The sequence below is a fragment of the Actinacidiphila oryziradicis genome, assembly GCF_005047355.1.
Lineage (GTDB): Bacteria > Actinomycetota > Actinomycetes > Streptomycetales > Streptomycetaceae > Actinacidiphila > Actinacidiphila oryziradicis.
The window spans coordinates 14,650-27,303 of sequence record NZ_SUMC01000014.1; the positions used below are offsets into that span (position 1 = coordinate 14,650).

The 12,654-nt window shown below is 69.3% G+C and carries 8 protein-coding genes and 1 pseudogene; 5 read left to right on the top strand and 4 right to left on the bottom strand.

What is annotated here, in order from left to right:
- The first annotated feature begins 21 nt into the window (after window positions 1-21).
- Window positions 22-1,644: a glycoside hydrolase family 27 protein gene (locus tag FCI23_RS16850; protein ID WP_246143760.1), complete on the top strand. Its 1,623-nt coding sequence runs from the start codon at window positions 22-24 to the stop codon at window positions 1,642-1,644.
- A 34-nt stretch (window positions 1,645-1,678) separates the two neighbouring features.
- Window positions 1,679-3,139, top strand: coding sequence for a glycoside hydrolase family 76 protein (locus tag FCI23_RS16855; RefSeq protein ID WP_136724726.1), 1,461 nt, complete (start codon window positions 1,679-1,681; stop codon window positions 3,137-3,139).
- A 113-nt stretch (window positions 3,140-3,252) separates the two neighbouring features.
- Here FCI23_RS16855 and FCI23_RS16860 read toward each other — a convergent pair.
- Window positions 3,253-3,444, bottom strand: a pseudogene (locus tag FCI23_RS16860) (aspartate/glutamate racemase family protein); the annotation flags it as partial.
- Between the two features lie 288 nt (window positions 3,445-3,732).
- On the opposite strand from FCI23_RS16860, the gene FCI23_RS16865 reads away from it, so the two are divergent.
- Together FCI23_RS16865 and FCI23_RS16870 are read left to right on the top strand one after the other, a co-directional pair.
- Entirely contained in the window at window positions 3,733-4,200 is a 468-nt protein-coding gene (locus FCI23_RS16865) for a hypothetical protein (protein ID WP_136724727.1), read from the top strand.
- A 147-nt stretch (window positions 4,201-4,347) separates the two neighbouring features.
- Window positions 4,348-4,977: an alpha-ketoglutarate-dependent dioxygenase AlkB gene (locus FCI23_RS16870; RefSeq protein WP_136724728.1), complete on the top strand. Its 630-nt coding sequence runs from the start codon at window positions 4,348-4,350 to the stop codon at window positions 4,975-4,977.
- Between the two features lie 7 nt (window positions 4,978-4,984).
- On the opposite strand, the gene FCI23_RS16875 is transcribed toward FCI23_RS16870, so the two are convergent.
- Together FCI23_RS16875 and FCI23_RS16885 are read right to left on the bottom strand one after the other, a co-directional pair.
- Complete coding sequence (locus tag FCI23_RS16875) at window positions 4,985-6,838, bottom strand: glycoside hydrolase family 76 protein (RefSeq protein WP_211265358.1); 1,854 nt, start codon at window positions 6,836-6,838, stop codon at window positions 4,985-4,987.
- A gap of 762 nt (window positions 6,839-7,600) precedes the next feature.
- Window positions 7,601-9,055, bottom strand: a complete 1,455-nt coding sequence (locus FCI23_RS16885) for a glycoside hydrolase family 47 protein (RefSeq protein WP_136724730.1) — start codon at window positions 9,053-9,055, stop codon at window positions 7,601-7,603.
- 365 nt (window positions 9,056-9,420) lie between these two features.
- Between FCI23_RS16885 and FCI23_RS16890 the strand changes: the two genes are divergently transcribed.
- Complete coding sequence (locus FCI23_RS16890; RefSeq protein WP_136724731.1) at window positions 9,421-11,766, top strand: GH92 family glycosyl hydrolase; 2,346 nt, start codon at window positions 9,421-9,423, stop codon at window positions 11,764-11,766.
- 147 nt (window positions 11,767-11,913) lie between these two features.
- Here FCI23_RS16890 and FCI23_RS16895 read toward each other — a convergent pair whose 3' ends face one another.
- Window positions 11,914-12,573 (bottom strand): hypothetical protein, encoded by a 660-nt coding sequence (locus tag FCI23_RS16895; protein WP_136724732.1) that lies wholly within the window; start codon window positions 12,571-12,573, stop codon window positions 11,914-11,916.
- Window positions 12,574-12,654: the final 81 nt, after the last annotated feature.

Consider the following 12,654-nt stretch of genomic DNA (forward strand, 5'->3'; position numbering starts at 1 on the left):
GGCGAAACAGGAGACCCAGACATGACAGTCACATCCGGCTTAGCACGCTCCATGAGATCCCTGAGGGCTGCCGTCGCGATGGCGCTGCTTCTCGTCCTCGCCCCGGCCCTGCTCGTCCTCGGCACGGCACCGCCCGCACAGGCGCTCAACAACGGCCTGGCCAGGACGCCCCCGATGGGCTGGAACGACTGGAACGCCTTCGGCTGCAGCGTCAGCGAGCAACTGGTCGAGCAGACCGCCGACTATCTCGTCTCCTCCGGCCTGAAGGACGCCGGGTACAGCTACGTCAACATCGACGACTGCTGGATGACCTCGGCCCGGAACTCCGCGGGCCAGCTCGTGCCCGATCCCGCCAAGTTCCCCGACGGCATCAGCGGAACCGCCGCCTACGTCCACGCCAAGGGCCTCAAGCTCGGCATCTACGAGAGCGCCGGGACCGCCACCTGCCAGGGCTACCCCGGAAGCCTCAACCACGAGCAGACGGACGCCAACAGCTTCGCCGCCTGGGGCGTCGACTACCTGAAGTACGACAACTGCAACAACCAGGGCATCAACGACCAGCAGCGCTACACCGCCATGCGCGACGCCCTGGCCAACACCGGCCGCCCCATCCTCTACAGCCTGTGCAACTGGGGTCTGGCCAGCGTCTGGACCTGGGGGGCGGGGGTCGGGAACAGCTGGCGCACCACCAACGACATCAACGCCAGCTTCTCCACGATGCTGTCCATCTACAAGGCCAACGTCCAGCTCGCCCAGTACGCCGGCCCCGGCGCCTGGAACGACCCGGACATGCTGGAGGTCGGCAACGGCATGTCCTTCACCGAGGACCGTTCCGAGTTCAGCCTGTGGTCCGAGATGGCCGCGCCCCTGATCGCCGGGACCGACCTGCGCAGCGCCTCCGCCGCCACCCTCTCGCTCTACGGCAACAAGGAGGTCATCGCCGTCGACCAGGACTCGCTGGGCAAGCAGGGAACCGAGGTGTCCTCCTCGGGCGGTCTTCACGTACTGGCCAAGCCGCTGGCGAACGGCGATGTGTCCGTGGTCCTGTTCAACGAGAACTCCTCCGCGGCCACCATCACCACCTCGGCCACCGCGGCGGGCCTACCGGCGGCCTCCTCCTATCAGTTGAACAACCTCTGGTCGCACGTGGTCAGCAGCACCAGCGGAAGCATCTCGGCCACCGTCCGCGCACACGGCTCGGTGATGTACCGGGTGTCCGTGGGCAGCGGCACCAGCGTCGGGAGCACCCATCCGCTGGTCGGCGCCTCCTCCAACCGCTGCCTGGACGCCTACAACAACGAGACCACCCCCGGCACCAAGATCGAGATCTGGGACTGCGGCGGTGGCGCCAACCAGGCCGTGACCATCACCGCCGCCGGTGAACTGCGGCTCTACGGCGGCACGCAGTGCCTGGACGCCTACGGCAACGGCACCACCTCGGGCACCAGGGTGCAGCTCTACACCTGCACCGGGGGCGCCAACCAGCAATGGCGCCTCAACCCCGACGGCACCGTCACCGGCACCCAGTCAGGGCTCTGCCTCGACGTCACCGGCGGCGATCAGTCCTCCGGGAATGTCAATGGCATCCAGATCGAACTGTGGACCTGCAACGGTGGCGCCAACCAGCAGTGGCGCCTGGGCTGACCCGGCTCCATCCCCCCACGCCTTCGGAGCTGACATGAGCTCAAGAGAAAGTAGAACGCGAAGAGCCGGGGTCGGCCTGATCGCGACCCTCGCTCTCCTGATCCCGGCGACCGCGGGCGTCGCGGTCGCCGCGGCCCAGGCAACCGTGTGCAACAAGTACTGCGACGGCCGTGACGCCGCGCTTTCCTCGCAGGACCGGCAACCGGTGACCGCGACCATCTACTCCCGGAACCTCGTCCTGCACTTCGACGACAACGACGCGATGGGCTGGGCCTCGATCGCAGGCGGAAGCCCGACCGACGAGGTCTGGCTCGACCGTTCCTTCGACGGCGGCCGCACCTGGAGCTCGGGCAGCAAGCTCGGCGACACCACCGTCCCGACCGGCCAGACCGGCTGGCGCACCCTGATGTACAACGTCGACGACTGGAACAATCTCGGCGTCGGCGCACTCCGGGCCTGCGGCAAGGCCGGTGACCGTATCGAGATCGCGTGCACGCCGTGGGCTCGCACGACCTGGAACGCGTCCAGCCGCCCGACCGCGGCGGCCACCGCGCTGATGCAGTCCTACAACAACAGCACCGGCCTGTTCGACACCACCGGCTGGTGGAACTCCGCCAACGCCCTGACCGCCGTCATCGACAACATCCGCGTCACCGGAATGGGCAGCTACAAGTACGCCATCGCCAACACCTACGACCGCAATCTGTCCGCCCAGAGCGGCAACTTCACCAACGACTACATCGACGACTCGGGGTGGTGGGGACTGGCCTGGGTCGACGCGTACGACCTGACCGGCGACAGCAGATACCTGACCACCGCCCGCGCCGACGCGGACTACATGGCGCGGTACTGGGACTCGGTGTGCGGCGGCGGCGTGTGGTGGAGCACCGCCAAGACCTACAAGAACGCCATCGAGAACTCCCTCTACCTGGAGCTGAACGCCGCGCTGCACAACCGCATCGCGGGCGACACGGTCTACCTCGGCCGGGCCAACGCGGAGTGGTCGTGGTTCAGCGGCACCGGCATGATCAACAGCTCGCACCTGGTGAACGACGGCATCAGTCTGTCGACCTGCGGCAACAACGGGGCCACCACCTGGTCGTACAACCAGGGCGTACTGCTCGGCGGTCTGGCGGAGCTGTATCGTGCCACCGGAACCTCGGCCCTGCTGACCGCGGGCCGGCAGATCGGTGACGCCTTGACCACCTCCGTTTCGCTGAACTCCGGCGGAATCCTGCGGGAGCCGTGCGAGACGGGCGACTGCGGCGCCGACGGCCCCACCTTCAAGGGCGCCTGCATCCGAGGGCTGAGCGCCTTCAACGCCCAGCTGTCCGACCGCCCCTACACCTCGTACATCGGGCGGCAGGCCGACTCCGCGTACGCAAACGACCGCAACGCGCTCGACGCGTACGGGCTGCACTGGGCCGGCCCGCTCGACACGACCGACGCCGCCCGCCAGCAGAGCGCCGTCGACCTGATGAACGCGGCATCCTGACGGCACCGTCAAGGGGCGGGCGGCCGCGGTGCCGGACCCCTGCCGCATCGTCCCGGGTGCCGAGATCTGGGACGAGCAGGCCCGCACACCGGCCGGCCCCGGCGCCCCTGTCGTCAGTGATCTTCTGCCCCGCGGTCCGGGGGCGGGCCGGCCGGAGGGCTGGACCACCCTTCCGGCGGGCCCCACCGGCGCTGCTTGGGCAGCGGCTTCGCGTAGGAGCCGGCGCGGCTGGTGGAGAGGCCCAGCGCCACCAGGGACTCGGCCAGACGCACCGCGGCAGCCACGCCGTCCACCACCGGCATGCCGCGCCGTTGCGGTGGGGGACGAAGTACACCCGTCGGCGGAAGCATTGAAGCGAGCATGCCAAAACTCATGGAAATGTCTCTTGCCTTCTTCCGGGACGCGCGCATCAATAAGGGTGGTCCCTGAAAGCTGAGGGGTCATCATCTTCTCAAGGTCGGCGCGGGGTCTGAGCCGCGGCCCCGCACAGAGCCGGCCTTCTCGGAGCGCGCCGCCGCCGTGTGGACCTGGCCATGCCACCGGGCGAGCCGTGGTGCGCCGCTTCCACCATGCGGCAGCCGGAAGGGAATTCCATGAAACGCGGCAAGCTCGCGATCAGCGCGGTGCTGGGCACCGCTGCGACCGTCGCAGGTGTGCTCGTAATGGCACCCGTAGCGGACGCGGTGACGCCCACCACCGCCACCATTTCGTTCAATTGCGGTATCTGGGGTTCGGGATCGGCGACACTCACGGCCTCCGCGAGCGGGACAGCGGCGACCATCAACGTGTCGACGTCGGCGATCACCACCCCGATCGCCATCTCGGCGAACTCGGTCAAGTCGACACTCACCCTGACCGAGAACGGCTCCGGGACCACCACGTTCACCGGCAGCTCCAACCCGGCGCTCGCGGCCGGTAGCGCCGTGTCGACCGGGCCGCTCACCGGCACGGTGGCCTCGGGCGACAGCCTGTCGGCGACATCGCTGACAGTCGTGGTGCTCGGCATCACCGCCACCTGCACCGCCACCTCCACCCAGTCCCCCGGTCCCTTCGTGTTCTGACGACCCGCGGGCAATACGCGCAGTACGTACGGCGTAGGGCCGCCGGCGCACATCGGTGGCGCCGGCGGCTCCACCGATCTCCCGAGGAGAGCGCACTCAGGGAGACGGATTAGATCATACGTTCTACTCGGAGTGTAAACTGTCGGTATGGCCATCTACCTGCAGGGCTCACTCTTCGATGAGACCGACGAGGTCGGCCTGGGCCCGCTGGACCCGGTCCGCCGTACAGTGCTCAGCCACGACGCGTGGATCGACGTGCGACGGGGCTGGGTGAGCGGCGCCGACGCGCTGTTCGAAGTACTGGCCAGGCGGGTACCGTGGCAGGCCGAGCGGCGGCACATGTACGACCGCGAGGTGGACGTGCCCCGGCTGCTCTCCTTCTATGACGCCGACGACACACTCCCCCATCCCATCCTGGCCGAGGCGCGCCAGGCGCTCAGCGAGCACTACGCCGCCGAGCTCGGCGAGCCCTTCGTCACCGCCGGCCTCTGCTACTACCGCGACGGCCGCGACAGCGTCGCCTGGCACGGCGACCGGATCGGCCGGGGCGACACCCGGGACACGATGGTGGCCATCGTCTCCGTCGGAGAGCCACGCCCCCTGCTGCTGCGACCGCGCGACAGCAAGGGCCGGACCGTCCGGCAGCCGCTGGGCCACGGGGACCTGATCGTCATGGGCGGGTCCTGCCAGCGCACCTGGGACCACGCGATTCCCAAGACCGCCAAGCCCGTCGGCCCGCGCATCAGCATCCAGTACCGCCCGCGCAATGTCCGTTGAGGCGCCCTTATCCGGCGGCTGTGAGTGCGCCGAGCGCGCTGGCCTGGGTGCGCCAGTCCGCCTGGTTGGGGCTGGTGCCGGCCCAGCGCTCACCGAGGGCGTTGAGGGAGGTGCGGTCGTTCGCCCACAGCGTGTCCGACTGCTTCTGGATGTACGCCTTGTAGGTGGCCGCCCCGGTGGCCGCAGCGAGGTCGGCGAAGTGGCGCATGAAGATGCCCTTGAACTGCTTCCCGTTGTCGTCGCAGGTCGCCGAGCCGACGTCGCAGGACTCGGTGAGCACCCCGTTGCTGGTCAGCTGCGAGCTGGTCATCGCGGCGTCGGCCAGGGTGCGGGCGGTGGTCAGCAGTGCGCTGTCCCCGGTCGACTTCCACAGTTCGACGAAGCCGCCGATGGCCAGCCCCTGGTTGTAGCTGTAGACGGTCTGTCCGTTGTTCGCGCAGGCCGAGTTCAGCCCGTCGTTCACCAGCCCCGAGGAGTTGATCAGCCCGCTGGACCTGTACCAGGCCGCGGCTGTCGTCGCCCGCTGGAGCCACAGGGTGTCGCCGCTGATGCGCTGATGCAATGACGCGGTCAGCCACAGGTACAGCCCGTTGGTCACGGCGTTCTTGTAGGTGCGCTCGCGGTCCCACCACACGCCGCCGCCGCAAGTGCCGGTGTCCCAGTACTGGTTGACGTAGTTGGTGATGGTCACCGCCTCGTTCAGGTAGCGGGAGTTGCCGGTGTAGTCGTACGCGTCCAGCCAGGCCACGGCCCACCAGCCCGCGTCGTCGATGGCCCGGCTGATGAAGTCGCCCTCGATCGCGTCCGAGCTGCGCACGCCCGCGGCGAAGGTGCCCTTGTTCTGGTCGAAGGTGCGCGCGATGACCCAGTCGTAGTCATGGGTGCCGGTGGTCTTGGCGAAGTCGATGAGAGAGGTGAGGGTGGCGGCGGAATTCCACCAACTGCTCGGCCACCAGCCGTTGTACGGGTCGTACGAGGACATCAGCGCGTCCGCCGCCGCGCGCGCCCTGGACGGCGCGGGCCGTACCCACGCGGTGCAGCTTCCCTCCTGGTGGCTGGCCTCCCGGCCGCAGGCGCGGACCGCACCGCCGTAGAGGAGACCGCGCGGGTCACGGGTGGCGTACATCGCGGTGCGGGTCGTGGTGGCTCCGGACGGCGTACTGGTGCGGCCGAGCGAGGATCCGTCGGGCCAGCTCGACCCGCCGTCCCAGGAGCGGTCCAGCCAGATCTCGTCGCCGGAGCCGCCGGTGTCGATGCTGCCCCAGGCCATGGAGTTCTTCTGGTCCACATGCAGTCGGATGGTGCGGCCGTACAGGGTGGTCGACGACACCGGCTGGTCGTCACCGGCGGCCTGAGCGGCGTCGGTGCCGTCGCAGAGCGTGTCGCAGACGGTCGGGTAGACCCAGCCCGTGCAGGCCACCGCGCTCGCGTCGCCGCAGGCGCGGACCAGTCCGCGCCGGTGGCCGCTGGGATCGGTGATGTTGTACATGAGCGTCCTGGTGCCGGTCCAGGTGCTGGGGATGCTCGCCTTGCCCAGCAGCCCCTCCCAGGTGGCGCCGCCGTCCCAGGACCGGTCGATCCAGACCGAGTCGCCGCTCACGCCACCGTCGATACTGGCCCACGCCATGTCGTCCGCGCCGGACACGTGCAGTCGCAGCGTCCGGCCGTTGATGGCCTTGTCGGCCACCGGGAAGCTCTCCTGCTGGGCGAGCGATGGGTCCCGGGTGTCGCAGGACAAAGCACACACGGCGGTGGCGGCGACGGCGTGCGTCGGGGCGGTGAGCAACGCCGCGACCAACGCCGCGACCACGGTGACGATGGCCAGGAGTCCCCTGGGCATCCGACGATCGAGTAGTGCCATGGATATCTCCCTGCCGAGCTCGGGCGGGTGGCGCAACTGTTGCGGAGGAACTGCGGGAGGCGAGTGCCGCGGAAGGAGCACGTGCCGCCCTCGCCGGTACACCGGGTGAAGCCGGCACGCAGGGCACTGGTGCCCGGCGCTGTCGGCGCCGTGGGGTTGCCCAGGCCGGAGGCGGTCACGCTGTAGCTGCCCGCGGCGACGCCGGTGAGACAGACGTAGCTGCCGTCCTGGCTCGCTCCGGTGATGCCGGAGGTGGCGGTGAAGGAGCCCGTTGCTCCAGACAACATCCGTTCGAGCAGCGGAATGCGGGAGACTGCCCGTCAAGTTCCACCCGATGATGGGGTCCAGCTGACGGAGTGTCAACCCATCGGGCGAGCCGTGCCCAGCCCCGGCCCGCCGCCTGGACGCGGATGGTTGGATCACCGGTTCCATCCTCGGTATCGCCCGGCCAACGCTGGGGGCTGCCCCCGGACGGGCTCAGAAAATGAGCCCGTCCGGCGATTGATGACCAGGGCCAGTCCGGCGGATCATGAACGGCCCCTTCGCCGCTGCGGGCACCGCAGCTGCTCCGCGGCGGGCGCGAGCAAACCTCCCCCGGCTGCCAACGGGAGGTGCCCCCAGCGCGGCGGCCGCCCACGATCCGCCGGACAGGCCCTGGCGGCCGCAGGCCGCGCGACGCGGCGGAGGTTTGCGGCCACAGCGCCGGTCACGCGTTCTGGGACCCCGGTCCGCCCGGCGACGCCGCAGGCGGTAGGCAGCGGGTCAGCGCACACCGCGCAGCAGCTTGCCCTCGGTGGAGAGGTAGCCCGTGCGGTAGTCGTAGCGCGGAGAGTCGGCGAAGGTGAGATACAGGTACTTCATGTTCTCGGCGAACCAGTACCCGGGTGTGAGGTCTCCGAGCGCGAACGGGGCGACCGTGACGTCGTCGGCGATGGTGTAACCGCCGTCCACCCGCAGGTTCTTCATCCCTTGGAAGTACTTCCAGGCAGTGTCGCGCCACTCCTGTCCGCCGGTCAGCTGGAACAGGTTGAACGAGGAGTTCGCATATTCCGGCCGCAGCTGGTTGCCCTTCTGCGTGGCGGCCAACGTAGTGTAGTCGATCTCCTCGGGCAGCACCGGGTAGTGGTCCATCACCGCCGACCAGGACCGGTAGTACGCCTCGCCGTGCGCCGGGTCGCCGCCCATGGCGAGCAGGCCGGCGTAGAAGGCGGCCAGTTCCGAGCTCCGGGTGCCGGTGGTCGCCCCGGTGTTCATGTCGACCTGCCGGAACCACAGGTTGCCGTCCACCGTCACCGCCTGCCGGCGCAGCAGTGCGTCCGTGGTCTGGCGGTACCAGTTCAGCAGGTCGCGGTCGCCGAACAGCTCCCAGCCGCCCCACAGGTACTCGTAGAAGGAGTCCACCGGCGGGTTCGGGGCCGTGTCCGTTTCATCGGCCCAGGCGCCGGTCTCGACATTGATCGACGTCCCGAGCAGACCCAGCGGCGAGATCCGGCGCATCGTCTCCCGGTAGGCCGTCTTGGCTGCCTGGTAATACTTCTGATCTCCCGTCAGCTGGGAGAGCACCCCGAACTCAAGGATGTTCGTCCCGATCTCGGCCAGCGGCGGGGTGTTCCCCGACACCGCTCCGGTGCGCATGTTGACCTGCGTGTACGGCAGGCCCGTGGGCGACTTGGTGAATGCCGGCAGCAGCCGGTCGGTGGCCTCACGGGCCAGGTCGAGCAGCTTGGGGCGCCGGGTGACCAGGTAGCCGGACAGCAGCCCTCCGACCACGCGGATGATGGCCTCGAAGACGTGGAAGTTGCCGTCGATGTCCAGGTCGAGGTGCTGCTCCAGGTAGTCGCAACTCGTACGCAGATCGTCGTCCAGCTCCAGCAGGTACAGCGTGTCCAGCGCCTCGATCACCGACAGCGCGATCGGCTGCCCGGCAACAAAGAACTCATTGGTCCCGCCGGAGACGGGTCTCACCTCGTCGTGGCCCCAGGCGGTCTTCTTGTAGCCGTTCCAGCCGTGCAGGAACTCGGCTCGGACCTGCGCCGCCTTCGCCCGGTCCGCCCCGGGCAGCCGGTTCGGGCGGCCGGCGGCGAGGGCCGCCGGCTCGGCCCGTGCGGCGGGTGTGCCCAGCAGCCCGAGTACCGCTGCGGCTCCGGCTCCAGTGGCGGCTCCGCGCAGTAATCCGCGCCGGGTGACATTCCGGGTGCTGGGGAACGATGAGGTCATCTGAGGAGCTCGCTCTCTGTCCGGTGTTCCAGTGCGCGCGGGGCTGGCTGGACATCGTTGTCAAGGGCTGGTAGCGGATGGGACGGTACTCGCACAGCAGCCGGTGGACAAGAGCTCTGCCGTGCCGCTGACAAGTCGCGCCCGAATCCGGATTTCCTCCGGGACAACGTTGTCACACAGACTGACTTCCGCAAGTCGGGAGAGTCAAGGCGTCGTACGGCCCCGGAGGACGATTCGCCAACTCCCCACTTCCCCCAACACACCCACGACCCCCTTGACATGAATAGGACCAGACGGGAAGCTCTGCGGGCAGTCCAGGTTGAGAAGATGACAACGATGTCATACGCCCGGAAAGGTCGTGAACGATGAGATGGACCGGTCCCGCCAGGCTGCGCACCTACGGGGTGGCTGCCGCCTTCGCCGCTCTGCTTCTGTCCGCAGTGCCGTCGCCCGTGCAGGCGGCAGACCGCCCGGAGCCGCTTACCGACCTGGTGAATCCCTTCATCGGCACGCAGAACGAAGGCAACACCTACCCCGGTGCGGCGGTGCCGTTCGGCATGCTGCAGCTCTCCCCGGACACCGGCCACAGCACGGGATACGACTACGCGGACTCACACATCCGCGGCTTCAGCGCCATTCATCTGTCCGGCGTCGGCTGCGGCCTCGGCGGGGACCTGCCGGTGCTCCCGACGACCGGCGAGGTGACCGAAACCGACTACGCCAAGTACGCCGCCGAGTTCAGTCATGACAACGAGCAGGCCAGTCCCGGCTACTACAAGGTCAAGCTGACGTCCTACGGCGGGATCACCGCCGAGCTGACCGCCACCGCGCGCACCGGCCGCCAGCGCTATACGTTTCCCGCCACCGACCACGCCAACGTCCTGCTCAACGCCGGCCAGTCGCTGCACCGGACCCTGTCGACGACCGTCGAGGTCCTCGATGCGCGGACCGTACGCACCACGATCACCGGCAGCGGCTTCTGCCAGGACACCAAGCCGTACACGCTCTACACGATCACCCGTTTCAACCGGCCGTTCGCCTCCTACGGAACGTGGAACGGCAGCCAGGTGACCCAGGGCTCGGCCAGTTCCACCAGCACCGGTCGCAACGGCGCGTATGTCCGGTTCGACACAACTCACAACCAGGTCGTCGAGGCCACCACCGCCATCAGCTATGTGGACGCGGCCGGCGCCGCGGGCAATCTACGGGCCGAGGGCGGCGGCAGCTTCCGCCACACCGCCGAGGCCGCCCGCAGGGCATGGGAGAAGCGGCTGGAAGCCGTCCAGGTCCACGGCGGCAGCACCACGCTGCGCCGCACCTTCTACTCCTCCCTCTACCGGTCCTTCCTGGCCCCCAACATCGGCAGCGACGCCGACGGCCGCTACACCGGCTGGGACCAGAAGAAGCACCGGGCCACCGGCTTCACGTACTACCAGAACTGGTCCCTGTGGGACACCTACCGCACCCAGGCGCAGCTCCTGTCGCTCCTCGCACCTGCCGAGGCACGGGACATGGCACTGTCGGTGCTGCGGATCGACGCCGAGAGCGGCTGGCTGCCCAAGTGGGGCTACGGCACGGTCGAAACCAACATCATGACCGGCGACCCGGTAACCCCGTACCTCACCAACGCCTACCAGCAAGGGCTGTTGGGCGGCCATGAGGAGGAGGCGTACCGGGCGTTGAAGAAGAACGCCGACGGCGTCCCGCCGGCCGACTCCCCCGCCGTGGGCCGCGAGGCCAACGCGCAGTACCTGGCGTCCGGATTCGCGCCGTACATCGAGGGGTGGCAGCACCGGAAGCCCGGCGACTCCGACTTCGACCACGGCGCCTCGGCGACGCTGGAATACGCCCTCGCCGACGCCATGCTCGGGCAGATGGCCGGCGACCTCGGCCACACGGCGGACGCGAAGCGCTACGCGGCGCGGGCGCAGAACTACCGCAGGATCTTCGACACCAGCACGGGATTCTTCCGGGCCCGCGACGCCAACGGGGCCTTCACCGGACCGGCCGAGCCCGCCCAGAGCGTCGGCTTCCACGAGGGCACCGCATGGCAGTACCAGTGGCTGGTCCCCCAGGACCTGCCAGGGATGGTGAGCCTGATCGGCGGCAACGACGCGGCCAACGCCCGGCTCGACTCGTTCTTCGCCTACGACCGGCTTCTGGCGGATCCGGCCGGGACGGCCCGCACGGTGTGGGTCAACGGCCCGTACGACTACTACAACGCCGACAAGTACAACCCGCAGAACGAGCCCGACCTCATCGCCCCGTACAGCTATCTGTCGACCGGCCGGCCGTGGCAGACCACCGACGTGGTGCACGCCGCACTCACCCTGTTCACCGACACTCCCACCGGCATGACGGGGAACGACGATCTGGGAACCATGTCGTCGTGGATGGTGCTGTCCGCCATCGGCATCTTCCCGGTGCAGCCTGGCACCGACACCTGGGGCCTGAGCACCCCGGTCTTCGACCAGGTGGATCTCACTCTGGACCGCCGGTGGTACCCGCACGGCCGGTTCACGGTCAGCGCGCCGGGCACTTCGGACACCGACCGGTACGTACAGTCGGTCCGGCTGGACGGCGCGGCCTATGACAAGACCTATCTGACGACCGCCGGCATCCGCCGCTCGCGGGATCTGACCCTCACCACCGGCAGCGCCCCCTCCGGCTGGGGCACCGCCCCCTCGGCCGCACCCCCCGCGCTGCACTGACCCGGGTCCGCCCCCGCCCGCCCCGCTCCCCCGGGGCGGGCGGGGGTGAGCGACGTCAACCCCGCGCCGTCTTGTCCATGGGTTGCCGACAGACGCCCGGCCGGCCGATCGGGCCGTCGCGACGGCCTGATCGGCCGGCCGGTCCCGTCATCGGCCGTCGGCGCCGCGGTCGCGGCGGAGCCGTCCCCCGTAGCGGCGGCCTTCAGGACGGAGTCCGAGCCGGGCGAGGCCGAGGCGGCTGAGTTCTGCCGTCGCGTCCGGGTCGCCGCGCCGCCAGGCCGCGGCCGGGTCACCGTACAGCCGGCTCACGGCGGCCAGCGCCGGGAGCGGTCCGACCAGTGCTCGTAGTGCGAACAGCTCGCCGCCGCCATCGGTGTCCAGCAATCGCTGGACGATTGAGGCCCGACGCATCCACCGCAACCGGCGTGGCAGCCACAGCAACAGGACCAGCACGACGGGAACGGCGAACGCCATGAGGGCGAAGAGCATTGCCAGGTGGGCGACCGCGTCCTGTTCTGCCTGTCCTGCCTGGGCCAGTTGGGTTCCCGCCCCTCCGGCGCTCACCAACGGCTTCTTGAGCGAGTCGCCCACGAACGGCACGGAGCCGGCCTGGTTCCCGGCCGAGTCGAGGTCGGAGGCGAGCCGCGTACCGGCGTCCTCCAGGCTGCGCCCCGGCACCGCCAGTTTCATGATCGCACCGTGGACCAGCCAAGCGATCCAGCCCCACAGCGCTATCCAGGCGACGATGGACAGATCGCCGAGCGCCTGGCGGCTCCGGCGGATCCGGGTCTGTGCGTACAGCTTCATGTCGTTCGGGCTCCTCGGTTGTCGCCGGACCGGCTGGGGCTATGGTGATCGAATCGGCGGTGTCTGTCCGGTCCGGCGTTC

Excerpts from the sequence above, each read along its gene's own strand:
- FCI23_RS16850 (WP_246143760.1), top strand. The coding sequence starts at position 22 with ATGACAGTCACATCCGGCTTAGCACGCTCCATGAGATCCCTGAGGGCT.
- FCI23_RS16855 (WP_136724726.1), top strand. The coding sequence starts at position 1,679 with ATGAGCTCAAGAGAAAGTAGAACGCGAAGAGCCGGGGTCGGCCTGATC.
- FCI23_RS16865 (WP_136724727.1), top strand. The coding sequence starts at position 3,733 with ATGAAACGCGGCAAGCTCGCGATCAGCGCGGTGCTGGGCACCGCTGCG.
- FCI23_RS16870 (WP_136724728.1), top strand. The coding sequence starts at position 4,348 with ATGGCCATCTACCTGCAGGGCTCACTCTTCGATGAGACCGACGAGGTC.
- FCI23_RS16875 (WP_211265358.1), bottom strand. The coding sequence starts at position 6,838 with ATGGCACTACTCGATCGTCGGATGCCCAGGGGACTCCTGGCCATCGTC.
- FCI23_RS16885 (WP_136724730.1), bottom strand. The coding sequence starts at position 9,055 with ATGACCTCATCGTTCCCCAGCACCCGGAATGTCACCCGGCGCGGATTA.
- FCI23_RS16890 (WP_136724731.1), top strand. The coding sequence starts at position 9,421 with ATGAGATGGACCGGTCCCGCCAGGCTGCGCACCTACGGGGTGGCTGCC.
- FCI23_RS16895 (WP_136724732.1), bottom strand. The coding sequence starts at position 12,573 with ATGAAGCTGTACGCACAGACCCGGATCCGCCGGAGCCGCCAGGCGCTC.